The 23,321-nt window shown below is 62.3% G+C and carries 23 protein-coding genes; 10 read left to right on the forward strand and 13 right to left on the reverse strand.

Going from position 1 to position 23,321, the window contains the following annotated elements; genetic code table 11:
• Positions 1 to 126: 126 nt before the first annotated feature.
• Positions 127 to 1,326 (reverse strand): SMP-30/gluconolactonase/LRE family protein, encoded by a 1,200-nt coding sequence (locus O9Z63_RS15540; protein ID WP_270126215.1) that lies wholly within the window; start codon positions 1,324 to 1,326, stop codon positions 127 to 129.
• 448 nt (positions 1,327 to 1,774) lie between these two features.
• On the opposite strand from O9Z63_RS15540, the gene O9Z63_RS15545 reads away from it, so the two are divergent.
• The gene (locus O9Z63_RS15545; protein ID WP_270126216.1) at positions 1,775 to 2,305 is read left to right on the forward strand and encodes an RlpA-like double-psi beta-barrel domain-containing protein; all 531 of its coding nucleotides are present in this window, start codon (positions 1,775 to 1,777) and stop codon (positions 2,303 to 2,305) included.
• Positions 2,306 to 2,323: 18 nt separating this feature from the next.
• On the opposite strand, the gene O9Z63_RS15550 is transcribed toward O9Z63_RS15545, so the two are convergent.
• Both O9Z63_RS15550 and O9Z63_RS15555 read right to left on the reverse strand, forming a co-directional pair.
• Positions 2,324 to 3,370 carry a hypothetical protein gene (locus tag O9Z63_RS15550; RefSeq protein ID WP_270126217.1) on the reverse strand — a complete coding sequence of 349 codons (1,047 nt, stop codon included), beginning with the start codon at positions 3,368 to 3,370 and terminating at the stop codon, positions 2,324 to 2,326.
• 184 nt (positions 3,371 to 3,554) lie between these two features.
• The gene (locus tag O9Z63_RS15555; protein ID WP_270126218.1) at positions 3,555 to 3,956 is read right to left on the reverse strand and encodes a hypothetical protein; all 402 of its coding nucleotides are present in this window, start codon (positions 3,954 to 3,956) and stop codon (positions 3,555 to 3,557) included.
• Between the two features lie 141 nt (positions 3,957 to 4,097).
• Here O9Z63_RS15555 and O9Z63_RS15560 point away from each other — a divergent pair, with 141 nt between their 5' ends.
• Positions 4,098 to 6,047 (forward strand): WG repeat-containing protein, encoded by a 1,950-nt coding sequence (locus tag O9Z63_RS15560; RefSeq protein WP_270126220.1) that lies wholly within the window; start codon positions 4,098 to 4,100, stop codon positions 6,045 to 6,047.
• An 11-nt stretch (positions 6,048 to 6,058) separates the two neighbouring features.
• Here the strand turns inward: O9Z63_RS15560 and O9Z63_RS15565 are convergent, their stop codons facing one another.
• On the reverse strand, positions 6,059 to 6,484 hold the full coding sequence (locus O9Z63_RS15565; RefSeq protein ID WP_270126221.1) for a DUF6799 domain-containing protein: 426 nt from the start codon (positions 6,482 to 6,484) through the stop codon (positions 6,059 to 6,061).
• Between the two features lie 172 nt (positions 6,485 to 6,656).
• On the opposite strand from O9Z63_RS15565, the gene O9Z63_RS15570 reads away from it, so the two are divergent.
• A complete protein-coding gene (locus O9Z63_RS15570) occupies positions 6,657 to 7,007 on the forward strand; it encodes a hypothetical protein (protein WP_270126223.1) in 351 nt (116 codons plus the stop codon).
• Positions 7,008 to 7,088: 81 nt separating this feature from the next.
• On the opposite strand, the gene O9Z63_RS15575 is transcribed toward O9Z63_RS15570, so the two are convergent.
• Positions 7,089 to 8,666 (reverse strand): hypothetical protein, encoded by a 1,578-nt coding sequence (locus O9Z63_RS15575; protein WP_270126224.1) that lies wholly within the window; start codon positions 8,664 to 8,666, stop codon positions 7,089 to 7,091.
• 279 nt (positions 8,667 to 8,945) lie between these two features.
• Here O9Z63_RS15575 and O9Z63_RS15580 point away from each other — a divergent pair, with 279 nt between their 5' ends.
• The 4 genes from O9Z63_RS15580 (at position 8,946) to O9Z63_RS15595 (ending at position 11,707) form a co-directional block, all read left to right on the forward strand.
• Positions 8,946 to 9,731 (forward strand): hypothetical protein, encoded by a 786-nt coding sequence (locus O9Z63_RS15580; RefSeq protein WP_270126225.1) that lies wholly within the window; start codon positions 8,946 to 8,948, stop codon positions 9,729 to 9,731.
• A gap of 111 nt (positions 9,732 to 9,842) precedes the next feature.
• The gene (locus O9Z63_RS15585; protein ID WP_270126227.1) at positions 9,843 to 10,061 is read left to right on the forward strand and encodes a CsbD family protein; all 219 of its coding nucleotides are present in this window, start codon (positions 9,843 to 9,845) and stop codon (positions 10,059 to 10,061) included.
• Positions 10,062 to 10,215: 154 nt separating this feature from the next.
• Positions 10,216 to 10,806, forward strand: a complete 591-nt coding sequence (locus O9Z63_RS15590; protein WP_270126228.1) for a hypothetical protein — start codon at positions 10,216 to 10,218, stop codon at positions 10,804 to 10,806.
• Positions 10,807 to 10,876: 70 nt separating this feature from the next.
• On the forward strand, positions 10,877 to 11,707 hold the full coding sequence (locus O9Z63_RS15595) for a DUF1206 domain-containing protein (RefSeq protein ID WP_270126229.1): 831 nt from the start codon (positions 10,877 to 10,879) through the stop codon (positions 11,705 to 11,707).
• 113 nt (positions 11,708 to 11,820) lie between these two features.
• On the opposite strand, the gene O9Z63_RS15600 is transcribed toward O9Z63_RS15595, so the two are convergent.
• Complete coding sequence (locus tag O9Z63_RS15600) at positions 11,821 to 13,032, reverse strand: NAD(P)-dependent oxidoreductase (RefSeq protein WP_270126230.1); 1,212 nt, start codon at positions 13,030 to 13,032, stop codon at positions 11,821 to 11,823.
• A gap of 319 nt (positions 13,033 to 13,351) precedes the next feature.
• Here O9Z63_RS15600 and gcvP point away from each other — a divergent pair, with 319 nt between their 5' ends.
• Entirely contained in the window at positions 13,352 to 16,276 is a 2,925-nt protein-coding gene (gene gcvP / locus O9Z63_RS15605) for an aminomethyl-transferring glycine dehydrogenase (RefSeq protein WP_270126231.1), read from the forward strand.
• A gap of 149 nt (positions 16,277 to 16,425) precedes the next feature.
• On the opposite strand, the gene O9Z63_RS15610 is transcribed toward gcvP, so the two are convergent.
• Positions 16,426 to 16,719, reverse strand: coding sequence for a hypothetical protein (locus tag O9Z63_RS15610; protein ID WP_270126232.1), 294 nt, complete (start codon positions 16,717 to 16,719; stop codon positions 16,426 to 16,428).
• Between the two features lie 213 nt (positions 16,720 to 16,932).
• Here O9Z63_RS15610 and O9Z63_RS15615 point away from each other — a divergent pair, with 213 nt between their 5' ends.
• Entirely contained in the window at positions 16,933 to 17,550 is a 618-nt protein-coding gene (locus O9Z63_RS15615) for a DUF4136 domain-containing protein (RefSeq protein WP_270126233.1), read from the forward strand.
• A 94-nt stretch (positions 17,551 to 17,644) separates the two neighbouring features.
• Here O9Z63_RS15615 and lipA read toward each other — a convergent pair whose 3' ends face one another.
• Together lipA and O9Z63_RS15625 are read right to left on the reverse strand one after the other, a co-directional pair.
• Positions 17,645 to 18,541 (reverse strand): lipoyl synthase, encoded by an 897-nt coding sequence (gene lipA, locus O9Z63_RS15620; protein ID WP_270129279.1) that lies wholly within the window; start codon positions 18,539 to 18,541, stop codon positions 17,645 to 17,647.
• Positions 18,542 to 18,694: 153 nt separating this feature from the next.
• The gene (locus O9Z63_RS15625; RefSeq protein WP_270126235.1) at positions 18,695 to 19,495 is read right to left on the reverse strand and encodes a hypothetical protein; all 801 of its coding nucleotides are present in this window, start codon (positions 19,493 to 19,495) and stop codon (positions 18,695 to 18,697) included.
• A gap of 127 nt (positions 19,496 to 19,622) precedes the next feature.
• On the opposite strand from O9Z63_RS15625, the gene O9Z63_RS15630 reads away from it, so the two are divergent.
• Positions 19,623 to 20,030, forward strand: a complete 408-nt coding sequence (locus O9Z63_RS15630) for an OsmC family protein (protein ID WP_270126236.1) — start codon at positions 19,623 to 19,625, stop codon at positions 20,028 to 20,030.
• Between the two features lie 124 nt (positions 20,031 to 20,154).
• Here O9Z63_RS15630 and ytxJ read toward each other — a convergent pair whose 3' ends face one another.
• The 4 genes from ytxJ to O9Z63_RS15650 form a co-directional block, all read right to left on the reverse strand.
• Positions 20,155 to 20,499, reverse strand: a complete 345-nt coding sequence (ytxJ, locus tag O9Z63_RS15635; protein ID WP_270126238.1) for a bacillithiol system redox-active protein YtxJ — start codon at positions 20,497 to 20,499, stop codon at positions 20,155 to 20,157.
• Positions 20,500 to 20,514: 15 nt separating this feature from the next.
• The gene (locus O9Z63_RS15640; protein ID WP_270126239.1) at positions 20,515 to 20,832 is read right to left on the reverse strand and encodes a hypothetical protein; all 318 of its coding nucleotides are present in this window, start codon (positions 20,830 to 20,832) and stop codon (positions 20,515 to 20,517) included.
• Between the two features lie 78 nt (positions 20,833 to 20,910).
• Positions 20,911 to 21,198 (reverse strand): hypothetical protein, encoded by a 288-nt coding sequence (locus O9Z63_RS15645; protein ID WP_270126241.1) that lies wholly within the window; start codon positions 21,196 to 21,198, stop codon positions 20,911 to 20,913.
• Positions 21,199 to 21,332: 134 nt separating this feature from the next.
• Positions 21,333 to 23,321, reverse strand: a complete 1,989-nt coding sequence (locus O9Z63_RS15650; protein WP_270126243.1) for an alpha-ketoacid dehydrogenase subunit alpha/beta — start codon at positions 23,319 to 23,321, stop codon at positions 21,333 to 21,335.

Here is a 23,321-nt window from a genome sequence, read left to right on the forward strand (position 1 = left end):
CGTTGAACAGAAACGGCTTTCGGCAAAGCAGTAACGCGAACTTTGCAGTTCGCGCACCCGAACGACTACCGTTGTTACGGCGGCGCAGGGACGCGAACTGCAAAGTTCGCGTCCCTGCCTGCGGTGCTACTTCAATGCCATTTTGAAGATGTAGTAGGGCTGGTCCTGCTGGCCAATGCCCTTGTTCCAGGTGGCGGTTTTGTGGATGGCCGAGGTGGTCACGTACAGCGTTTTGCTGTCGCCGGAGAAGGCAAACGTATCAGGCCACTCCAGGCGCGGGTCCTGCACCACCGTTTCGATTTTGCCGGCCGGCGTGCGGCGCTTGATGGAATGGTCCTCGAAGGCTGTCAGGTACAGGTTATTCTGGGCGTCAATTTCCATTCCGTCGCAGGCGGGCACCTTGCCCAGGTCCTCAATCTGACCGGCCAACTGGGCATCGGTGAGGGCGGAGTTGCGCAGGGCCTCGGTTTTGATGCGGTACAGGTTGTAGCTGGTCAGGGGCTTCCAGTAAAGGTACTGCCGGTCCTGGCTCAGGGCAATGCCATCGGCGTTGATGCGGGCGCTGTTGCCGCTGGGGTCAATCAGCTCCTTGCCGTCGGCCTTGATGTTGAGGGTGGTATCGGCCAGCATGGAGGCGTGGCCGCTGAGCACCCGCCGGCCCCGGCCCGTGCGCAGGTCCACCACCACCAGGCTACCCAGGCCCGAGTCGGTGAGGTAGGCGAATTGGTTCTGGGTGTCCACGCGCACGTCGTTGAGGTAGGATTTGCGCGGGGCCACGCTTTCGGGGAAGCTGATGGTCTGCACCACCTTGTCGGTTTTGGGGTCAATCTTTACCAGCTTGGGGCCGCCGGGCACCGTGGCCCGCAGGCCGGGCGAGGCGGGGTCCACTACCCACAGCATACCGGTGTTATCGGCGTACACGCTCTGGGGGCAGATCCAGTGCTTCTGGGGCTCGTTGCGCAGGGTTTCGTTCCAGGTGCACCAGTTGGCATCGGGATAGGGCTTGATGGAGCCATCGGGCGCTACTTCCGCAATGGGCATCACGGGGTTGTTGTCCCAGCGGGGGAAGTCGGCAAACACGCGGCCGTCGGGCAGCACGGCCACGCCCACCATCTGCGGCTCCCGGAACTGGGCCACCACCTGCAGCGGCGAGTTGGCTGGCGCGACGGGCGCGGCCGTTTGGGTGGAATCAGTGGCAGCGGTGGTGCCGCTGGCATCGGTAGCGGGCGTGGAGGGCGAGGAGCAGGCCTGCGTGAACAGAGCGGCCGCCAGCAGGCCAGTAGCCAGCCAGGGCTTCTGGCCAGAGAGTAAGAGTGAGGAGGACATAAGCAGCAACAGGTTGAGAAAAAGCAGAAAGGCACGCCGCAAAAAAGCCGGCCTCGTCTCCATACGCGGGTGTACTGCAAGGGTTCCTGCTTCGCCCACAACCATATGCTGCCCACTGCCGTATTGGCCGGTCCTGAACAAGTAATGATGTCGCCTGTTATACTAAAAAAGTTAGCAAAGGGTAAAAAAACCAGTCTAAAAAAAAGTAGTACCTTTGAGCCCTCCAAAAGGACAATATTTTACAAGTGCAATTGATTATGATTTTTATCTATATTTAACCCATAAAACGTCTTTCACTTGCCTGTTTACGGCTTTATAAAGCCGCTACACATACGCTAAAGAGTGTTTTCAGGCTGCTAACGCAGATGGCGCACTTACCCACTAGCCGAGTCGGGCCGGCTGTCCATTCTCTCCGGACAATAAGCGAGAGTCCACGAACCCAAACGTCATGTCCCTTGCCTTATTCCTATTAACCCTCCTCTTTCCACCCCGCACCCTCACTGACTCGGCTCTTGCGCTGCCATCCACTGTTGCCAGCATCAGCCCCCGTCCGGTACAGCTCGTAGTACCGGTGACGCCCATGCGGCGGCCCACTGCTCCCCCCCAATCCCTGTCGTACCGCGTGACGGCAACCACTTACTGGCCCGAAGTGGGCCAGACCGACGATGCCCCGATGGAAACCGCCGATGGCTCCATCATTCCGGCGCGTCATTCCAGCAAAACCCGCTGGCTCGCCGTATCCCGCGACCTGCTCAAAACCTGGGGCGGCCCGTTCAACTACGGCGATAAAGTCCGCGTCAGCGGCATTTCCTCTGCCCTGGATGGCATCTACGTCATTCACGACACCATGAACCGCCGCCACCGCCATTGCGTGGACGTGCTGGTGAACGAGCGTGAGTGCAAAACCGGCCTCGAAGGCCGCTGGCCCAACATCAAACTCAGCAAGTTTGTGTTCGAGCCTGCCTGGCAGGCCAGCTAGCCTTCTGGTCACTCCATTTTAGCTTTCCTTTTCGTTTTCTGTCTGCGGGCCCTGGAAGTGGTCCAGCTGCCGGGGCTGCCCGTCGGCGTCGTAGAGCAGGCTGAGCGGCTGCGCCGGATCGGCCAGAATCTGCGTGAGCGGAATCTGCCAGGGCTTCCACATCTCCAGCAACGACTGCGCGTAGCCGCTGTTTTCCCAGGGGTTGAACACTGCGCCCGTTACGTCGTCAATCAGGGTGTCCATTACCAGCGTGGTGTCGCCGGGGTGTACGGCGCGCGGGTAGTAGTCGGGCACCACGTTGAGCAGGTAGGCCCCGTAGTATACCCGCGCCTTGAACTCGGCCACCTGCGCCGGGTGCAGCGGCCGTTGGGCATCGTCGTACACGCGGCGCATGGCCTGCCGAATGATGCCGTTATCAACCAGGCACGCCACCAGCACGGCTTCATCGAGCTTGATGCTGAAGGTGAGCGTGCTCAGGTCGTCGTCGTAGAAGAAGGGCAGGGTGTCTTCACGCAGGTCGGTTTCCAATAGGAACACCGAGCCCGGCACGAAGTCGTCGTACTCCATGGGCACCCGCAGGGCCTGAAACGGCTGGAAGAAAGCCTGGAACCGGCGGAACAGCTGGGCGTTTTCGGCCAGCGGATACTGGGGCCGCGCCAGCGGCATCAGCTCGTTGAGCAGCTCGGTTACGAGCACGCCGTAGAACATCTTGCCCAGCCACAGGAACAGGGTCTGCTCGTCGAGCTCCCGCAAGCCGGCCAGGCCTTGGGCGGCAGCCTGCTGCACGCGGACTTCCAGCGGCTCTACGTGCCGGGTGCGGCATTGCGGGCAGCAGGCAATCTGCAGCTCCTCGTAGCGTACAATGCTCATATCGAGCAGCTTGATCTGCCGCTCGTGCAGGTTATAGCGGGTCATCAGCCACTCGGCAAACACGGGCACCGCATCCTGCCCGGGCACGGTGGGCGTACCACACAGAAAACAATGCTTCTGGCTGAACTGCATCCCGGTGAACGGGTCGTAGAGGGCCAGGGGCGAAAGAGACGGGAAAGCAGAACCAGATTCCATAGTGTTGTAAGCGGCGAAGAGGCGCAAAAGTACGCCGCAGATGCCGGCCTGCCGCTACCGCCCCTCACCCCCACCACACAAGTAGCCCCGTCGGCTGCCACACCCTTGCCTGTTGCAGGCAGAGGCGTGGCGGCCGACGGGGCTACTGTGCTTAGCAGAGTGTGTGCCTGCGTGCCGGCGAAGCTTAGCGCGAAAGCGAAGAACCCATTTTGATGAGCACTTTGCCCAGATGCATGAGAGGGCCGGAATAGCCGCCATTCGACTCTTCGGCTACCTTGGTGGTTTCGGCGCCGAGCGTGGCCAGCGTTTCAGCCAGGTCGTGCGACTTGGTGTCGGAGGCGGCAAGCTGTTCGCGCAAAGTGGCCAGCTCCTGAATTATTTTTGCCAGGCCGGGACGCTCCGAGGCCTTCAGGACCTGCTCCCAGCGCTCTATTTCGCCGAGGCCATGCTGGTCAGGCTTGGCGGGCAGGCCGGCGTTGAGCAGCGTGAGCGTATCCTCCAGCAGCGCAGTGTTTTGCTGATCAGTAACCTCGAGCGGCACTGTAGGAATGGGGGTATTTTGGGGAGTGGAGGCCGTGGAATCCATGGGGACAGAGTATGACTGACGAAAGAAGGTGGTTGTCTATACTTGCCCACCGCCGGAAAAGTTGAGCTACCCTGCTGCCACTGGCTGCGTAGAAGGCTGCCGGCCGGCTTGCCCGGCGGCCGGACCGCCGTTTCTTTTTCTATGCTCCACACCTACCTTCCGATTCCTTTCGCCGACGCCACCCGGCAGCAGCAGTTCGATGATTTGCGGGCCGCCCTGCTGGCTGAAGCCGGCGCCCCCGCTACGCTGCTGCTCGGGAATCTGGCCGTGGGTGCCGGCGAGGAAGTGCTGGATGCCGTGCTTATCCGGCCGCACAGCATTGTGCTGCTGCTGCTGTTGCCGGGCGGCGGCCCGTTGCACATCCCCGACTTCGGCCACAGTGCCTGGCGGCTGGCGGGGCGCCCGCTCACCGGCTCGGCCGGCGCCGACAACCCTTTTCAGCAATTCAGCCGGCAGAAGGAAGCGCTGGCAGCCTGGCTCCGGCCCCAGCTCCCTCCGGAAGCCGCCAACCTCAACTTCATTGCCGGGCTCGCGCTGTTTGAGCAGCCCTTGGTGCTTGGCCCTGAGGTAGAGGAACGCATGAGCAGCGTGCCCGCCAGCAGCAGCTTCCATCTGCTGCCCAACCCGGCCAGCTGCACCCGGCGCCTGCGCCAGCTGGCCACCCCCGAAATCGACCTTACCCCGGCTGAAATCACGCAGCTGGCCCACGACCTTAATCAGCATACCACTGATAACCAACCCCATAAAAACCACAGTCATACTACTAACACTGAGCCAGCCGGACACGTAGCGCAGGCCAACGCTGATCCGGACGCTGATCAGACCCGGTACCGGCGGCCGGCCGCGGCCGAGCCGGCTTCATCCGAAGCGACGCAGCTCCGGCGGGCGGCGGGCTGGCTATGGCGCTGGCTGGGCGCCGAGGACGTGACGGACCACGACGCCGACCAGCTGCCCAACGACACCTACAGCACCGCCGCCCCGCAGGCCCAGAAAGAAGAACTGGAGCGGCTGCGGGCCAGCATGCAGGCCGAGCTGGGCGCTCAGCTGCAGGCCTTGGAAGCCCGCGAGAAAGAACGGGAGCACAGCATTGCCCAGCTGCGCCAGCAGCTCACCACAGCGCCCCCCGTAACCGCCGAAGCTCAGTCGCTGCAGGTGCGGCTGGCTATTGAAAGCCAGGAGAAGGAGCAGCTGGAAGCCGCCATGCGCGCCTCCCGCACCGACCTGGAAGAGCGCAACCGCGCCCTGGATGGCCGCATCCGGCAGCTGGAAGGCCTGATGCAGCAGCTTCAGCAGGCGCCTCCCGCTTCTGGAGGAAGCCAGCCGCAGGCAGCCCGCATTTCAAACCGGCTGGCCGGAGTGCGGCTGAGCTGGCCCCAGGCCAAACAACGACTGCGGCAGTGGCAACGCTACAGAAAGCAGGCAACACTGGCCGGGGCCGGGCTGCTGGGCGCGGGCCTGGTGTGGTGGGGCGTGCGCGCCGCTACCGCCGGGCCGCCGGTGCCCTTTCAGGAGGGCAGCCGCTGGGGCTACCTCACCGCCCACGACGATACGCTGGTGCCGGCCCGCTACACCTCGGCAGGCCCGTTTGAAACCGAGCACCGGGCCGTGGTGGAGCAGGACGGGGTATTTGGTTTTCTGGATGAAGACGGCGAGGAAGTAGTGCCGCCCGCCTACGATGCGCTGCAGCCGTACGCCGGCGGTTACGCCCGCGCCCGGATCGGCAAGCTGTACACGTTTCTGGACTTGCAGGGCCAGGAGTTCAACGCTTACTATTACGCTGCCCTGCCCTTCAGCGAGGGCAAGGCCGCCGTGCTCGACCGGCGCGGCTGGTTCTATATCACCGGGCCCGAAGAGCAGCTCAAAGCCCCGGTCATCTTTCAGGAGGCCTACCCGTTTCGGGAGGGGCTGGCCCGGGTGAAGCGCAACGGCCGCTACACCTTCATCACCCCGGATTATCTCGACGACCCCACCGAAGGCACCGAGCCATTCGGCAGCTACGAAAGCGCCGCCGACTTTGCCGAGGGCCGGGCCCGCGTAACCCAGCAAGGCCGCACGTTCTACATCGACACCGATGCCGACGAGGTGAAGTAGGCAGCCGCGGGCTAGTCGTCGTGCTTTTTGCCTTTGTGCTTCTTGTGGCGGCCTTTGCCACGCCCTGCTGCCCACTTAGCCCAGCCCGGCAGGCGCTGCACGTACACCGGGTTGCGACTGGACCCGGCGGTGCCGGCCACGGGCTGCAGCACCACCCGGTTGGCCTGGGTGGTGGCAGCGGTGAGCTGACCGCTCAGGTCGCAGCCACTGCCATTGCGCAGCTCCGTGCGGCGACCATCTGCTGCTACCACAAACCCGTCGGGGGTGACGGTGCGGCCGTTGGGTAGATGCACTTCGTGCGTCATGGGCCGGGGCTGGCCGTTGCGCAGCACGTACATCGTGCCGTCGCGGCGCACAAATCCATCGTTGGTCTGGGCGCAGCCCACTTCGGGCAGCGCAAGCAGCATCCCGAGCAAAACGGGCAGAAAACACTTCATCACTTCACGCAGCTAAACCCGAAAAACCGGGGCTCCGCTTACGCGCAACCGACGCCGGACGTTGGCGCGGCCACCCCGGAAAAATGTCCTGCCATTGGCATGGGTTACCTCTGCAGCAGCGCGTTATTAAGGGATGTTCAGTTAATTTCCACACTCAACTTTTCTTCTTGCCATGAAAATGTCGTTCAAAGCCCTGTTCGTTGCTACCGCCGTTGCTTTCGCTGCTACCTCCTGCACCCAGGAAGGCAAAGAAAACGCTGACGCCGCTGCTGCTAACACCGAAGCCGCTGCCGAAAACGCAGGCGACGCCGCCGCCGCTGAAGCCAAAAACGCTGCTAACGCCACGGAAGCTGCTGCCGAGAAAACCGGTGAAGCCATCGACAACGCCGCCGACAAAGCCGGCAACGCCATCGAAAACGCTGCCGACAAAACCGCCAACGCTACCGAAAACGCCACCAACAACGCAGCCCGCGAAACCAAAGAAGCCGCTGCCGAAGTAGAGCGCGAAACCCGCAGCAACTAATTACCGGGAGGCACTTTGTGTCTCTGGCTACGCAATGGCCCCTTTCTTGCCGCGGTGCGGACGGAAAGGGGCCATTTGCGTTTAGGCGGGTGGGCTGCCGGCCGCCGCCAACTGCGCCTCCGGTGCCGGCGAGCTGCTGCCGGCCAGCTCCAGCAGCACCGTGTAGTAGGGCCGGCCCTGGGTGCGGGCATACAGCCAGCTGTAGAAGCTCAGCGCCTGCAGGTCTTCCTGCTCCAGCGGCGCGAAGGGCGGCAGCTGGCTTACGCGCTCAGCAAAGCCCGGCCGACGGGCTTCGGCTGGGTCTTCGATGATGTCGCGCACCAGACTCAGGTAGCGCAGCACGGCCACGTAGCCTTCGCCATCGGCGCTGAACCGCTCCCGCAGCACCCGCTCGATGGCGCGCAGGCGGTTGAGGGCCAGGTCGGGGTTGCCGAGCTCGAACTGTACCAGCATTTCGCCCATGCTCTTGTTGAGCATCCATTCGAGGCCCATTTCCTGCTCGCACCAATGGTCGGAGCGGCCAATGCTGATGAGCGTCTGGTTGGCTTTGGCGAACTGGCTTTCGGCGAAATAGTGGAAGGCCAGCCCGAGGCGGGCCGTCATTTCGTCGCGCGGGGCCAGCACGGTGGCAGGCTGGCGAAGCACCTGATCCAGCAGCCGGATGCTTTCGGCGTTGCGGTGCAGAAAGGCGTAGTTGGCGGCCAGCAGAAACGTGTAGCGCGGCAGCCAGGCGGCCTGATAGGCCTGGGCGCCGCCCTCATCGAGTAGGCTGCGCAGCTGCTCCAGATACGCCACCGACTCCTGAAACTTGCGGGTGCGGTACAGCGCGTGGGCCACCATGTAGAGCAGCCCCAGCTGGTAGTAGCGGTGGGCCGGCAGGAAGCCGTGGCGCTTCTCCATGAGGTGGTAGCAGCGGCGCACGAACGGCGCAAAAGACACAAAGTCGCGGCGCACGAGCATGGCACTGCGAGCAATGGACATGAGCCGGTAGAGCACGGCCGGGCGCCGGGCAAAGGCTTCCTGCAGGTCGTATTCGCGCAGCACGTCCTGCAGAATGCCGTCGAAGGCCTCGCCGGCGCGGCCCTTCACGCGGGCCTGGCGCAGGCGCTGCCGGATCAGGCTGTCGGCAATGTTGGCGCGCTCCTCTTCGTCGGCGGCTTTCTTGTTGATGCGGTGCCGCCGGATGATGTCGGCCAGGTCGTCGGCGTATTCGCTGCCGGCCTGGGCAATCTGCAGCGAGTACACGGTATTGAGCAGCTCGTACTGCTCGTTGTCGTGGGCCAGCTTTTCGGCTTTGCGCAGCACCGACCAGCCCAGGCGTGGCACGCCGGCCTCGAACAGGTACTGGGCCAGCGTGAGCAGCCCGCGCACCGAAGACGCCGCCGTGGGGTCTTGCTGGCGCTGGCGCAGCAGCAGATAGTCGGTGAGGTGGCGGAGCAGGCGCTTGCGCAGGGCGTAGTAGGCCACGGCGTTGGGCTCGTCGGGGTAGAGCTTGGCCAGCAGCTGCGGCGTGGTGTAGGGCTTGGCGTGCAGCAGCAGCTCGCACAGGCGTAGATCCATGCGGCCTTTGGGCTTGCGCTTCTGCCGCTGAATGAACTGCAGAAACTCCTTGCGGTCGGTGGGCGAAAAGGTAGCCAGGGTGGTACGAAGGTCGTCCATGACGGAATACAGGCGAAGCAGAATAGCGGGCGGCTGTCCGGCCCTTCCGGCCCGGATCAACCCTAAAATCAACCACCTAAAGAAAGCGCCTTTCTATCCGAAAACCAACTCTGAAAGCGAGATTGAAAAATCCAACCAGCTCCGTATCAAACATCTGAAATACAGACCACTAAACAACCAATCAACATAATATCAACGTCTGATAAAGTTAAAAGCTGGTAGCCGTCGGGGCCGGTGGGAGCGGCATCTTCACCCCACACTCTTTCACTTACTGCTGCTATGCTTCGTCTGCTACTCGTTTCCACTGGCCTGCTGCTGGCCGCCACCGTCGCGCAGGCCCAGGACCTGCTAGTCAAGCACAACACCGAAGAAATCCAGGTGAAGGTGGTGGAGGTCACGCCCACCGACGTCCGATTCCGGCGCACCGACAACCCCGACGGCCCGCTCTACATCGTGCGCAAAGCCGAGGTGCGCCTGATTCGCTACGCCAACGGCACCCAGGATGAGTTTGGGCCGGCGGCGCCAGCCGCCAGTGCCCCGGCACCCATAGCCGGGTTTCTGCCCGCTGGTACGGCCCCCGCCAAGCCGCCTACGCCGCCCGGCCCCGTGGTGCCCGGCGACGAGGAAGCAGCCGGCGGCACAGTGTATCTGGGTGGCCCGCGCATCGGGGCCACTGTGCTGACGGGCGGCGTGGTAAGCAAGGCGCGCGAGTCGGTGCCGGGCCTTAACCCGTTTCTCACGCAGTTCGGGTGGCAGTTTGAAACCCGTATTTTCCGGCTGGCCAATGGTACGTCAGGGCTGTTTGAGTTTGTGCCGCTGCTGGGTGGGCTGGAGCAGGGCAAGTTCATTCCAAGCCTGAACGCGCTGTTTGGCATTCGGGGCCCGAAGGGCCTGGAGTTCGGCCTCGGCCCCAACCTGACGCCGGTAAGTGCCAGCGTGGCGCTGGCGGTAGGCACCTCTTTCCGGTACGACGGCGTCAATTTTCCGGTGAACCTGGCCGTGGTGCCCGGCAACGGCGGGGCCCGCATCAGCCTGCTGATGGGTTTCAACTCGCGCCGCCGGTAGCGGCCCGGCAACAGGGTGCAGGAGGAGCGGGAAGCAAAATTTTGGCATTGTCAACCCTGCCCAACGGCCCGCGTATAGCCCCCTATCTTTCCCACTCTAACCTCTACGAACATGGACGCTAATAACAACGGCATCGACGACAGCACCGAACTGCGCGCACGCGGCAACTGGAACGAAATCAAAGGCCAGGCAAAGCAGAAATGGGGTAGCCTGACCGACGACGATCTGGACTACGAAGAAGGCAAGCAGGACGAATGGTATGGCCGCCTCCAGCAGAAAACCGGCGAAACCATCGACGACATCAAAAACTGGTTCCAGCGCACGTTCTAGTGCCAGTTGACTGCCACAGATAACATGCCCCAGGCCTTGCGGCCCGGGGCATTTTTGTTTCCTCGCCGGTAAGCCCGACAGTGAATTCCAATAAATATTATTTATTTAGTAATAATATTTCTATCTTTAGTCATGCAAGCCCCACCCTTATGCTATGCGTATAGCTGCTGAAGAACTGCGCACGTTGGGCAACACCGCCTTGTTGCAACAGGGCAAAACGGCTTTTTTCTGCTCGCGCGATTATCCTACGTCCATAGAGTACCTTACGTATGTCTGGGCGCTGGAGCAGCGCTACGAGCAGGCCTGCGTGCTGTCGGGCTTTCATTCGCGGTTGGAGCAGTCGGTGTTCCGGTATCTGCTGCAGGGGCCGCAGCAGCCCATTATCTACGTCTTGGGGCGGGGCATCCAGCAAAATGTGCGCATGGAGTACGGGCCCGAAATCCAGGCTAACCGGCTGCTATTCGTTTCGCCGTTTGAAGCCAGCGTGCGCCAGATTACCGACGAAACCGCCGAAATCCGCAACCTGCTTATTGCCGACCTCGCCGACGACTTCTTCATCCCATACCTGCGGCCCGGTGGCAACATCGACCGGCTGCTGGCGCAGCCAGCCATGCGGGGCAAACCCATTTACACCCTGAATATTCCGCTCAACAAGCGGCTGCTGCAGCGAGGCGCCCAGCCCTGGCGGCCTCTGGGGGCGCTGGGCCATCATCTTCCGCCTCCTTATCGGCCCACTATCCGGTAGCCGCCCGGGCACCGCCGAACGACACCTGCATTTTCGCGTACAGGGCGAGTATCCCTAACCATCGCACTGCATGAGCCTTTCCGACAACTTAACTGCCGCCGTTCCCACCTCTCCTTCCTCCGGCATCCGGGCGCTGGCCCGCTTCGGGTTTGCCGCCAAAGGAACCGTGTATCTGCTGATGGGCGTGCTGGCTTTGCTGGCGGCCACCGGCCAGCAAGGCGGCCAGACGGCCGATAAGAAACAGGCGGTACTTACGCTGCAGAGCCTACCCGGCGGCCCGGTACTGCTGGGCCTGATTGCCTTTGGGCTGCTGGGCTACATTGTGTGGCGCTTCACCCAAGCCATCGTTGATACCGAAAGCAAGGGCGGCGACGCCAAAGGCATTGGCCGGCGCATCGGGTTTGCGGCCAGCGGGCTGCTGTACGCCAGCCTGGCCTGGTACGCGGCCAAGTTGGCCATGAACGGCTCGGCCAGCGCCGGCGGCAACACCCAGCAAACCCTTACGGCCCGCGTGCTGGGCTGGCCCGGCGGCGAGTGGATTATCCTGCTGGTGGGCGTGGCCATCATCGGCGGCGGCATCTACCAGATCTACAAAGCCTATTCGGGCAAGTTCCACAAAGACGTAAACAGCTCCGACATTCCCGGCGGCCAGCAGAACACGGTGTACCGCTTGGGCCAGCTGGGCTACACGGCCCGGGGCGTGGTAATGGCCATCATCGGCTACTTCTTCGTGCAAGCGGGTCGCCAGTCGCGCGCCGCCGCCGTGGGCAGCACCGACGAAGCCTTTGACTTCCTGGCCACCATGGGCCCGATGGTACTTGGCGTTGTGGCCCTGGGGCTGATGGCCTACGGCCTCTACATGCTGGTACAAGCCAAATACCCCGTGCTGCGCCGGATTTGAGATTTTAGGTCTTAGAACTGAGAAGGGAGAGGTGAGACTTTCGCTCTGCAACCCAAGCGGGCCAACAGAACGAAAATCTCACCTCTCCCTTTTTACAGTCTCACTTCTAACCGCTACGCCACGTAATCCTGCAGGTACTGGTACCGCTCGGTGAGCTGGCCGTTGCGGGCAATGGTGGCGCGCTCAATCACGTTGTCGGTGCCTTCGTGGACGAGGTGGGGCAGCACGTTGTCGAGGAGCTGGCGGCCGAAGTCGCGGGAGGCGTTGCGGGGCAGCTCACAGGGCAGGTTGTCCACGGCCATGATGGTGAGGTTGCCGGGCCGCGAGTAGGCCGGCTCCAGCTCGCCGGTCTGGCAATTGTAGTCGAAGGCGGGCTCCTGGATGCTGCTGCTGCGCTTGGTAACGGGAATGGAGCCGTCCACGTCGCAGGTCACGTCGGCAATGGTATCGATGCGGAAATGGGCGCGGCAGGTATCGGCTTCCTCGAACAGGCGCGGGGCGGACGGGTGCCAGTAGGCGCAGGCAATGAGCAGGTTGGTGACGGGCAGAAAGTTGCGGAACGTGCTTTCGTATTCCTGCGGGTTGCGGTGAAAATCGGGCGTATCCCAGACACGGCCGTCGCGGCGGCGGTTGTAGTCGGAGCTGCGGAGCTGGGTGTACACCGGCTCGTTGAAATCGAGGTAGAGGTAGTCGTACACGCTCACCCGCCGGATACCCATCAGGTTCAGCACCTCTACCGCACCCTGGGCTACGCGGCCTGAGCCCGTTATGGCCATCTTGATGGGCGGCAGCTTTTTCACCTTGAAGAATTCCTCCTGCATGTCCTCCATATCGAGGCACTCGTAGGCCGGCTTCAGCTCGTAGAGGCCGTGCTTGCGGCCGTAGGTGAGCAGGCCGTTGTAGGCCCCCACAATGCCGGCCCAGCGCCCGAAGGCCACAATTCGCTCCCCGTTTTCGTTGGTGAGCAGCTCGTAGTCAATCAGGGTGATGTTCTTGGCCAGCACCTGCCGCAGCAGCTCGCGGTTGGCGGGCTGCTTTTTCACGGTGTGCGAGAAAAACAGATAGGTTTTGTTGTGGATGAGCTGCGCCACGGGCACCTCCTTCACGCCCATCAGAATGTCGCAGTCCGCTACGTCGGGGCGCACCGTAATGCCGGCGGCACGGTACTCGTCGTCGGAGAAGCAGCGGATGGGGCTTTCCTGGGCTACAATCTGCAGGCCGGGGAAACGGGCTTCGGCCTCAGTGCATTTTTTGGGCGTGAGCGGCACGCGCTTGTCGGGCGGGGTTTTGCCTTCGCGAATCAGGCCAATGGTGATGGGACGCATATGGGGTGGGAATGGGAAGTTCGGGGGCTAAATCTGCGGAAAATTGTTGACCTGTCGCCCTCGGGCACATCACGCGTCTGTCATCCTCAGCATTCCGCGCATCAAGCGGCGACGAAGGACCTGCTTATGTTCGGGTTTCTCTCGGATCTAAGACATTCCGGTGTGAGAAGGTCCTTCGCTCCGCTCAGGATGACAGCTAGGTTGCCGGTTGAAATGCCCAAACATTTGCCCGGTTATCGGTTTAAGGGTGACGCCTTTTCGCGCTACCTTTGTCAGGGGCCCTCCGGCCTCATCCCTTGCCACCCTCATATTCTCCTTTATGTTGCTGAAGACCAAGCCCGCCGATGTGTTCGTGGACCGTCACAACGGCCCCGACGAAGCTGCCGTAGCCGAGATGCTGCGCGTTATCGGCGTGGAGTCGATTGACCAGCTCATCGACGAAACCGTGCCGGCCGCCATCCGCCTCAAGAAGCCGCTGAACCTGCCCGCTGCCCTCACGGAGCGGGCTTTTTTGGCGAAGTTCAAAGGCATTGCCGGCAAGAATAAGCTGTTCAAAAACTACATCGGCCTGGGCTACCACGACACCCAGCTGCCGGCCGTGATTCAGCGCAACATTCTGGAAAACCCGGGCTGGTACACCGCCTACACGCCCTACCAGGCCGAAATTGCCCAGGGCCGCCTCGAAGCCCTCATCAATTATCAGACGATGATAATTGACCTCACGGGCCTGGAAATTGCCAACGCCTCCCTGCTCGACGAAGGAACCGCCGCCGCCGAAACGCTGCACATGTTCCACTCGCTGAGCAAGAAGAAAAACGCCACCCGCTACTTCGTGTCGGAGCAGGTACTGCCCCAGACCATCGACGTGCTGCGCACCCGCGCCACGCCCATTGGCATTGAGCTGGTAGTAGGTGACCACCGCACCGCCGACCTCACCGATGAAACCCTGTTCGGGGCCATCCTGCAGTATCCCGCCGCCGACGGCGCCGTGTACGACTACACCGACTTCATCTCGAAAGCCCACGACAACAACCTGTTCGTGACCGTGGCCGCCGATTTGCTGTCCCTGACGCTGCTCACGCCTCCCGGCGAGATGGGCGCCGACGCCGTGGTGGGCAACTCCCAGCGCTTCGGCGTGCCGATGGGCTACGGCGGCCCGCACGCCGGTTTCCTGGCCACCAAAGACGCATTCAAGCGCGTAATTCCCGGCCGCATCATCGGCCAGAGCATCGACGCGGCCGGCAACAAGGCCTACCGTATGGCCTTGCAGACCCGCGAGCAGCACATCCGCCGCGAAAAAGCCACCAGCAACATCTGCACCGCCCAGGTGCTGCTGAGTGTGCTGGCCGGCATGTACGCCGTGTACCACGGCCCGCAGCGCATCCGCCAGTTCGCCAGCAACATCCACGCCCTCGCCCGCACCCTCGACGCCGAGCTGCACGCGCTGGGCCTGGAGCAGGCCAACGAATTCTATTTCGATACGCTGGATATCCAGCTGGAAAGCAAGGAGCTGCAGACGGCCATTCGGCAGGAGGCTGAGTCGGCGGGCATCAACTTCCGCTACTTCGAGCAGGACGGCACGGCCCGCGTGGGCATCTCGCTCAACCAGAACACCGAAATTGAGGATGTGCAGGACATCGTGGCCGTGTTCAGCAAAGTGCTGGGCCGCGACGTGCGCCAGGTAGCCCAGGCCGACGAGGTGGAGGTGACCTGGACCGATAACCTGATCCGCAAGAGCGAGTACCTCACGCACCCTATCTTCAACTCGCACCACTCCGAGCACGAGATGCTGCGCTACATGAAGCAGCTCGAAAACAAGGATTTGAGCCTGGCTCACTCCATGATTTCGCTCGGCTCGTGCACCATGAAACTGAACGCCACCGCCGAGATGATTCCGGTGACCTGGCCTGAAATCGGTGGTTTGCACCCCTTCGCTCCGCGCGAGCAGGCCGCCGGCTACACCGAAATCTTCCACGACCTGGAGAAGTGGCTGTGTGAGGTGACCGGCTTTGATGCCGTTTCGCTGCAGCCCAATTCGGGTGCGCAGGGCGAGTACGCCGGCCTGCTGGCCATTAAAGGCTACCACGATGCCCGCGGCGACCAGCACCGCAACGTGGCCCTGATTCCGGCTTCGGCCCACGGCACCAACCCCGCCTCGGCCGTCATGGCCGGCATGACGGTGGTAGTGGTGAAAAGCACCGAGGAAGGCAACATCGACGTGGCCGACCTCAAAGCCAAAGCGGCCCAATATGCTGACAAGCTGAGCTGCCTGATGGTAACGTACCCAAGCACGCACGGCGTGTACGAGGAAACCATCATCGACATCTGCGCCACCATTCACCAGCACGGCGGCCGCGTGTACATGGACGGTGCCAACATGAACGCCCAGGTGGGCCTGACCTCACCCGCCACCATCGGGGCCGACGTGTGCCACCTGAACCTGCACAAAACGTTCTGCATCCCGCACGGCGGCGGCGGACCCGGTGTAGGCCCCATCGGCGTAGTGGCTGATTTGGCTCCTTACCTCTCCGGCCACGTGCTGGTAGACGCCGACGGCCGCACGGCCGGCGCGGTTACCTCCGCGCCCTGGGGCTCGGCCAGCATCCTGCCGATTTCTTACGCCTACATCAACATGATGGGCGGCGAAGGACTGACGCAGGCCACGCGCATCGCCATCCTGAACGCCAACTACATCAAGGCCCGCCTGGAGGAGCACTACCCCGTGCTTTACACCGGCTCGAACGGCCGCTGCGCCCACGAGATGATTCTGGAGTGCCGCCACTTCAAAAAGGCCGGCATCGAGGTGGAGGACATTGCCAAGCGCCTGATGGATTACGGCTTCCACGCGCCCACGGTGAGCTTCCCGGTAGCCGGCACGCTCATGATTGAACCCACCGAATCGGAAAGCAAGGAGGAGCTGGACCGCTTCATCGAAGCCATGATCAGCATCCGCAAGGAAATTGCGGAGGTAGAAGCCGGCAACGCCGATGCCAAGGATAACGTGCTCAAGCACGCCCCGCACACCGCCGCCACCGTGCTGGTGCACGACTGGGAGCGTCCGTACTCCCGCGAGCAGGCCGTGTACCCCACCGAGTACGCCCGCAGCTACAAGTTCTGGCCTACCGTTTCCCGCATCGACTCGGCCTACGGCGACCGGAACCTGATCTGCTCCTGCACCCCCATCGAGCAATACACCGATGCGGAGGAGAAGCTGGTCGAAACCGACAAAGGCCCGTCGTACTAGTGCTTAGTGCTTAGTGCTTAGTGCTTAGTGCTTAGTGGATATAAAAGAGGCCCCGCCGGGTTACGGCGGGGCCTCTTTTTCTTTCTATTTTCTTCGTTCTCGGGCTCCAGTCCCTAAGCACTAGGCACCAAACACTATGCCCCAAAAACCTATTGTTTGCCGAAGCAGCTGCGGTACATGTAGCCGTTGAGCACCTGGCCGTTTTTCATGACGCGGGCCTTCACGAAGTACACGTCTACCGTGTCCGTGATTTGCACCTGCGTATCGGCGCCGAGGCTGGTGAGCTGGGCCGACTGCTTGGTCATGCCATCATAGAGAATGCACTCCACGATGGTGTTGGCCTGGGCGGCGCTGGCGGTACGGGTGTTTCCGGTGTCTTCCTTGGCGGCGGTGCAGGCCGCAAGGCCTAGTAGAGAGAGCAGAAATAAGGCGGTTTTGTTCATGGCGGAATAATAGGATTGGGGTAAGATATATACATTCAGAAGCAAAAGAGAATTTTCCTTGAATAATTTTACTCCAGGCAGGGAAGATAGACTAAACCGGGAACGATGGATGGGCGTAGGACGTTAAAAACTCAGAACGGCAAAACTCTGTGTATGCTATTAATTGCCCGGTTTTGACTCCGCTTCTCTTCCATTCCTTTTTGTTTTTTCTCCATGTCTCATATCACTCGTTTTCTCAGCCGCCCGGTGGCTATGCTGGCCCTTGGCTCGGCGCTGGCACTGGGCGTTTCGGGCTGCGCCACCTCGTCGCGGGTGGGCGTCACGTCCGACTACGACCACTCGGTTAACTTCCGGGCCTACAAAACCTGGTCGTGGTACCCTACCCAGACCAAGGACACCGAAGGCGGCCCGGCCCAGGGCTACCAGTCGTTTCTGGATAAGCGCATCCGCACGGCCGTGGAGCGCGAGATGACCGCCAAAGGCCTCACCTACGCCGAAACCTCGCCCGACCTCTACATTGCCTATTCGGCTAAAGTGGAAGACAAGCAGCAGGCCAATTACAGCGGTCTGGGCCCTTATGGCTACCCCTACGGCTATGGCTACTACGGCGGCCTCTATGGCCGCGGCAACACCTTCGTCACCAACTACAAAGCCGGCACCGTCATCATCGACTTCGTGGATGTGCGCCGCAAGGAGCTGGCGTGGCGTGGCCAGGGTCAGGCGCAGGTAGACAAGCAGACCATTTCGGAGCCCGAAGTGTACCGCATCGTCAATAGCATCTTGGGCACATACCCGCCGCAGGGCCCCGAAGGCCCCAACGCCAGCCGCTAAGCGCAAGCTGCCTGCTTATATAAAAAAAGCCCTTCCTGATCAGGAAGGGCTTTTTTCTTGTATCGTCGATCCGTACTACGGATACTCTGGCGGGCTAGTTGATCGGCACGTTTACGTGACGCTCGGCGTGGTAGGAGCTACGCACCAGCGGGCCACTTTCCACGTACTTCAGGCCGCGGGCCAGACCTTCTTCGCGGTAGTGCGCAAACACGTCGGGGTGGATGAACTCGGCTACTTCGAGGTGGCGCTTGGTGGGCTGCAGGTACTGGCCCAGCGTGAGGATGTGCAGGCCGTTAGCGGCGAGGTCATCCATGGCTTTATACATCTCGTCGCGGGTTTCGCCCAGGCCCAGCATGATGCCCGACTTGGTACGCTTGCCGGCTTCGTAGGTGCGCCGGATCTGCTCCAGGCTGCGCTCGTACTTGGCCTGCGGGCGCACGAGGCGGTAGAGGCTGCCCACGGTTTCCATGTTGTGCGATACCACTTCCTGGCCGCCGGCAATCATGGTTTCCAGCGCGTCCCAGTTGGCTTTCACGTCCGGAATTAGCGTTTCGATGGTGGTTTCGGGGGAGAGCTGCTTGGTCTGGACTACGGTTTCGTACCAGATGCTGGCCCCGCGGTCCTTGAGCTCGTCGCGGTTGACGGAGGTGAGCACTGCGTGCTTCACGCCCATCAGCTGAATGGCTTCAGCCACGCGGCGCGGCTCGTCGGTGTCGTATTCGCTGGGGCGGCCGGTGGCCACGGCGCAGAACGAGCACGAGCGGGTGCAGATATTGCCCAGGATCATGAAGGTGGCCGTGCCGGCCCCCCAGCACTCACCCATGTTGGGGCAGTTGCCGCTTTCGCAGATGGTGTGCAGCTTGTGCTCGTCTACGAGGCGGCGCACGGCAGCGTATTCGGGGCCCACCGGGAGCTTCACCCGCAGCCAGTCGGGCTTGCGCGGCTTGGCCGGAGCAGCGGCTTCGGGCTGAATGATCGGTAAGGTCAGCAGCAAATCTTCCATGCTGTAAAGGTACTAGGTTTGATCTTGGGGAAATACAGAATCCGCTTCTGGTAAAAGCCGGAGGTGAGACTTTTGTTCGGGTGGCACGCCACGCAAACCCAAGTCTCACCTCCGGTAACTGCCTGCTGCAGGCGGCGCGGGTCAGCTGCGCGAGCCCAGATAGATGGTGAGGTACACCGACGGGTAAAAGCGGTTGTTGATGCTGGCGTCGTTGATGTCGGCCGAGGGCAGCGTGCTCAGGATGATGGGGCGCTTGCCGTAGGCTTCCAGCAGAAAGCCGGTTTCGATACCCGCCACGGCGTCGCGGTAGCGGCCGTACTCGAAGCTGAGCGCGGCCCGGATGTGGGCTCCCAGCAGCGGCTTCAGCTCGTTGATGCCCGAGAACAGCGGGGCGCGGTCGAGCACCAGGTTGAGGTTGCCGTGCTGGCGTGGGTCGTAGGCTTCGGCCCGGATATCGTCGGGGCCGGTGGGGTTGCCGTTGTTGTCGCGCGGGGTGTAGTCGTAGTAGATGTAGTAAGGCATCTGCAGCCCGATGGACGGGCCGGCGCCAAACAGCGCATTCACCTGCACCCCTGCTTCCGGCGCCTTGCGGAAAATTACGCGTTGCACGCCGATGGTTGGCCGCAGCACGTACAGGAAGTTGGCTTTGTCGCGCACGAAGGAGCCGCCATTATAGCTGGCCAGGCGGCGCTCCTTGGGGTGTTTCACCTCCACGCCCTCAATGCTCCAGTAGCGCGACCATTTCTCGTTGAGCACGTGGCTGGAGCGCACCGAAACGCCGCCAATCAGGCCGCCTTTTGTGTTGAAGTTGATGCCGTAGACAAACTCCTTGCGGTACGAAGGGTCGTCGTTGGGGGCAGCGGCAGGCGCCTTCTGCGCCCACACCGCCGCCGGAGCGGCGGCAGCCAGCAGGGTAGCGGCCAGAGTAAGTACGTGTCGCACGGGGCGCAGGAAGGCTAGAGGGTGAAAAGAACTGAACCGTAAGGGCCGCCCGGCGGCTACCCTGTCGAAAGTACGTAAATTTGCAGGTATCATGCTGGTAACCGGCTAACCTTCCAAATCATTCCGTATGAGTACCGCCACCGCCCGCTACGCCGGCAATCTGCGCACCGAAGCCACCCACACGGCCTCCGGCAGCACCATTCTCACCGACGCGCCCGTCGACAACCACGGCCGCGGCGAAGCGTTTTCGCCCACCGACCTGGTGAGTGCCGCGCTGGGCTCGTGCATGATGACCATCATGGGCATCGTGGCGGAGCGGCAGGGCCTGGACCTGACCGGCGTGACGTACGACGTGACCAAGCACATGGCCGCCGAGCCCCGCCGTATCCGGCAGATCGACGTGCTTTTCCGGCTGCCGGCCACGCTCAGCGAAAAGGAGCGTACCATCCTCGAAAATGCCGCCCGCACCTGCCCGGTGGCGCTAAGCCTCAACCCTGAAATCAAGCAGGATGTTCAGTTCTCCTACGAGAACTAGCGCCTGACAAACAAGCCCGTCATACAGAGCGGAGCGAAGTATCTCGCCAGTGTGGTAAACTCAGCTATTGGGTTACCATCCTGGCGAGATGCTTCGCTCCGCTCTGCATGACGGGCTTTTGGGCTTAGCCGGCTACGGCCTGCTTCACGTCGGTGAGGCGGATGCCCATGTGGGAGGCGTCGTAGCGGCACTCGCCGTCCTGGATGAGCAGCAGCTGCGGCGACTCGTGCTGCACGCTGAACTTCTGGGCAATTTCCTGCGAGATGGGCCGGAAGCGGAGCAGGTCGAGGTAGTAGATTTTCACGTTATCAAGGCCGGCATCGGCCCACTGGCGCTCAATCTTGCCCTTAGCGGCGGCGCTGATGGAGCAGGTGGTGCTATGCTTGAAAATGAGAACCGGCTGCTCCTGCGATTCGCGCACGATGTCGAGGAGCTGTTCGGATTGAGTGAGGGGTTGCCAGGGAGTCATAAAAAGGAGTTGGTATTAGTTGGCGGGCGCGTCTTTTTTCTTTTTGCGGAGACGCAAACCCAGGGTGCTTGGTTCACTTACGCGCGCTGCCCCGGTTTTGTCGAATTTGTAGGCGCGGGTCTGGGCCTCGCTGCCGGGTGGGCGGCTGCCTTCGCCGGGCTTCAGCGTTTCCTTGTTCACGGCCAGATGCGAGTCTTTGTACGGCGCGGGATACTTGCGGGCGTCGCGGAGGGCGCGGCGGTTTTCGGCCCGGCGGTTGACGGGCTGGGTCTGGGCCGAGGCCGCCGAAGCAGACAAGCACATCAACCCGAGCAGGAGCAGCAGATAACGCATAGGATACAACAAGCAAGAAGTGAAAATGGCCTTCAAGGGCTTAACCGGATACGCGAAAACCGCGCCGAAGGCTGCCAACTAAAACGGCAGCGTGATGCCCAGAAACTTACGCTGCCCGACTTTGCGCTGCACGCGGCGGCGCTCGTATTTGGGCTTTTTGAGCAGGCCGTTTTTGTCGTAGCTGTTTTTCTGCGGTTTCAGCTCGGCCGGCGCGGCAGCGGTACCGTCGGCGTTGGCATCGGTGGCACGGGCCCCGCGCTTCAGCTTGGGCTGGGGCGGGCCTTTGGGGCTGGGCAGCGCGTAGCGGTGGCAGCTGCCGCCAACCAGCAGCGTCCCCAGCAAACACAGCGTAACGAGTGGTTTCATAAGAGTAGAAATTCGATAAAAGAACGTCATTCCGAGCAGCGCGAGGAATCTCGCTAGTGTGGTAAATATTAGCAATCCAGCGTCAGCACGCGAGATTCCTCGCAGGCTCGGAATGACGTTCTTACTCACCTCTCCTAGTAGCTCAGCAGCTTTTCCACGGCTTCGCGGAGGCGCTGCTGGGGCAGGAACTGCTTTTCCAGGTTGGGCGAAAACGGAATGGCGGTGTCGAGGGAGCCGACGCGCATGAGGGGCGCGTCGAGGCTGCGGAAGCAGTGCTCAGCAATCCAGGCCCCGATTTCGCCGCCCAGGCCGCCCGTTAGCGTGTCTTCGTGGAGCAGCAGTACACGGCCGTTCTTCTCCACGGTGCGGCGCACGGCGTCCTCGTCCCAGGGCAGCAGGGTGCGCAGGTCCAGGATGTCACAGTCCAGGTTCAGCTCCTCGGCCAAAGCCAGGGCCCAATGCACGCCCGCGCCATACGTGATGATGCTGAGCGTGTCGCCCTCGCGCACCAGCGCCGCCTTGCCGATGGGCGTGGTGTAGTAGGCGTCGGGCACCGGGGCCGAGATGCTGCGGTAGAGCTGCTTGTGCTCGAAGTACAGCACCGGGTTGGGGTCTTCGAAGGCGGCGCAGAGCAGGCCCTTGGCATCGACGGGGTTCGAGGGGTACACCACTTTCAGGCCGGGCGTGTGCGTAAACCAGGCTTCGTTGCTTTGCGAGTGGAACGGACCGGCGGCCGTGCCGGCGCCGGTGGGCATACGCACCACCACATCGGCGTTCTGGCCCCAGCGGTAGTGACTTTTGGCCAGGTTGTTCACAATCTGGTTGAAGCCACAGGTCACGAAGTCGGCAAACTGCATTTCCACCATGGCCTTCTGGCCCTTGATGCTCAGCCCCAGCGCCGCGCCCACAATGGCCGACTCGCAGAGCGGCGTGTTGCGCACCCGCGCCTTACCGAACTGCGCCACAAAGCCGTCGGTGATTTTGAACACCCCGCCGTAGTCGGCAATGTCCTGGCCCATGAGCACCAGATCGGGGTAGCGCTCCATGCTCTGCCGCAGCCCGTCCGAAATGGCGTCGACGTAGCGTTTGTCAGTTGTAGGTTGCTGGTTGTCAGTTGGCAGATTCAGGGCCGAATCGGGCTCGAAGCTGCGGTACATGTCGCCGATTTCCTCGGTGAGGCTGGCGGTGGGCATGGGCACGGCGTCGGCCACGCGCAGGCCTTCCTCGATTTCGCGCTTGATGGTTTCGCGGTAGCGCATGCGGGCTTCCTCGTCGAGGATGCCCTCGGCCAGCAACCACTTCTCGTAGTTTTCCACCGGGTCTTTCTGGGCCCACTCCTCGAACAGCTCCTGCGGCACGTACTTGGTGCCGCTGGCTTCCTCGTGGCCGCGCATCCGGAACGTGAGGGCCTCCAGGAGCACCGGGCGCGGGTTCTGGCGCAGGTCCTCGGCGAGGCGGCGCACGGTGTCGTACACTTCCAGCACGTTGTTGCCATCTACCTGCACGGCCTCCATGCCGTAGGCGGGGCCTTTGTCCACGAAGGAGCGGAAGCGGAACTGCTCGTTGGAGGGCGTGCTGAGGCCGTAACCGTTGTTTTCGATGATGAAAATGACCGGCAGCTGCCACACGGCGGCCACGTTCAGGGCCTCGTGGAAGTCGCCTTCGGATGCTCCCCCGTCGCCGCTGTAGGTCACGGTTACCTTGGGGCGGTCGGCCAGCTTATCAGCCAGGGCAATACCGTCGGCCACGGCCAGCTGCGGCCCCAGGTGCGAAATCATGCCCACAATGTGGTGCTCGTTGGTGCCGAAGTGGAAGCTCCGGTCGCGGCCCTTGGTGTAGCCGGTGGTTTTGCCCTGCCACTGCGCAAACAGGCGGTCGAGCGGGATATTGCGGCCCGTAAACACGCCCAGGTTGCGGTGCAGCGGCAGGATATACTCGTCGTCGTCGAGGGCCAGGGTGCTGCCCACCGAAATGGCTTCCTGCCCGATGCCCGAAAACCACTTGCTGACTTTGCCCTGCCGCAGCAGAATCAGCATTTTCTCTTCAATCAGGCGCGGCTTGAGCAGGGCCTGGTAGAGGTGCAGGAGGGTTTCGTTTGAGTAGTCTTTCCGGTCGAAGTTCAT

This window comes from Hymenobacter yonginensis, from assembly GCF_027625995.1.
GTDB classification, from domain to species: domain Bacteria; phylum Bacteroidota; class Bacteroidia; order Cytophagales; family Hymenobacteraceae; genus Hymenobacter; species Hymenobacter yonginensis.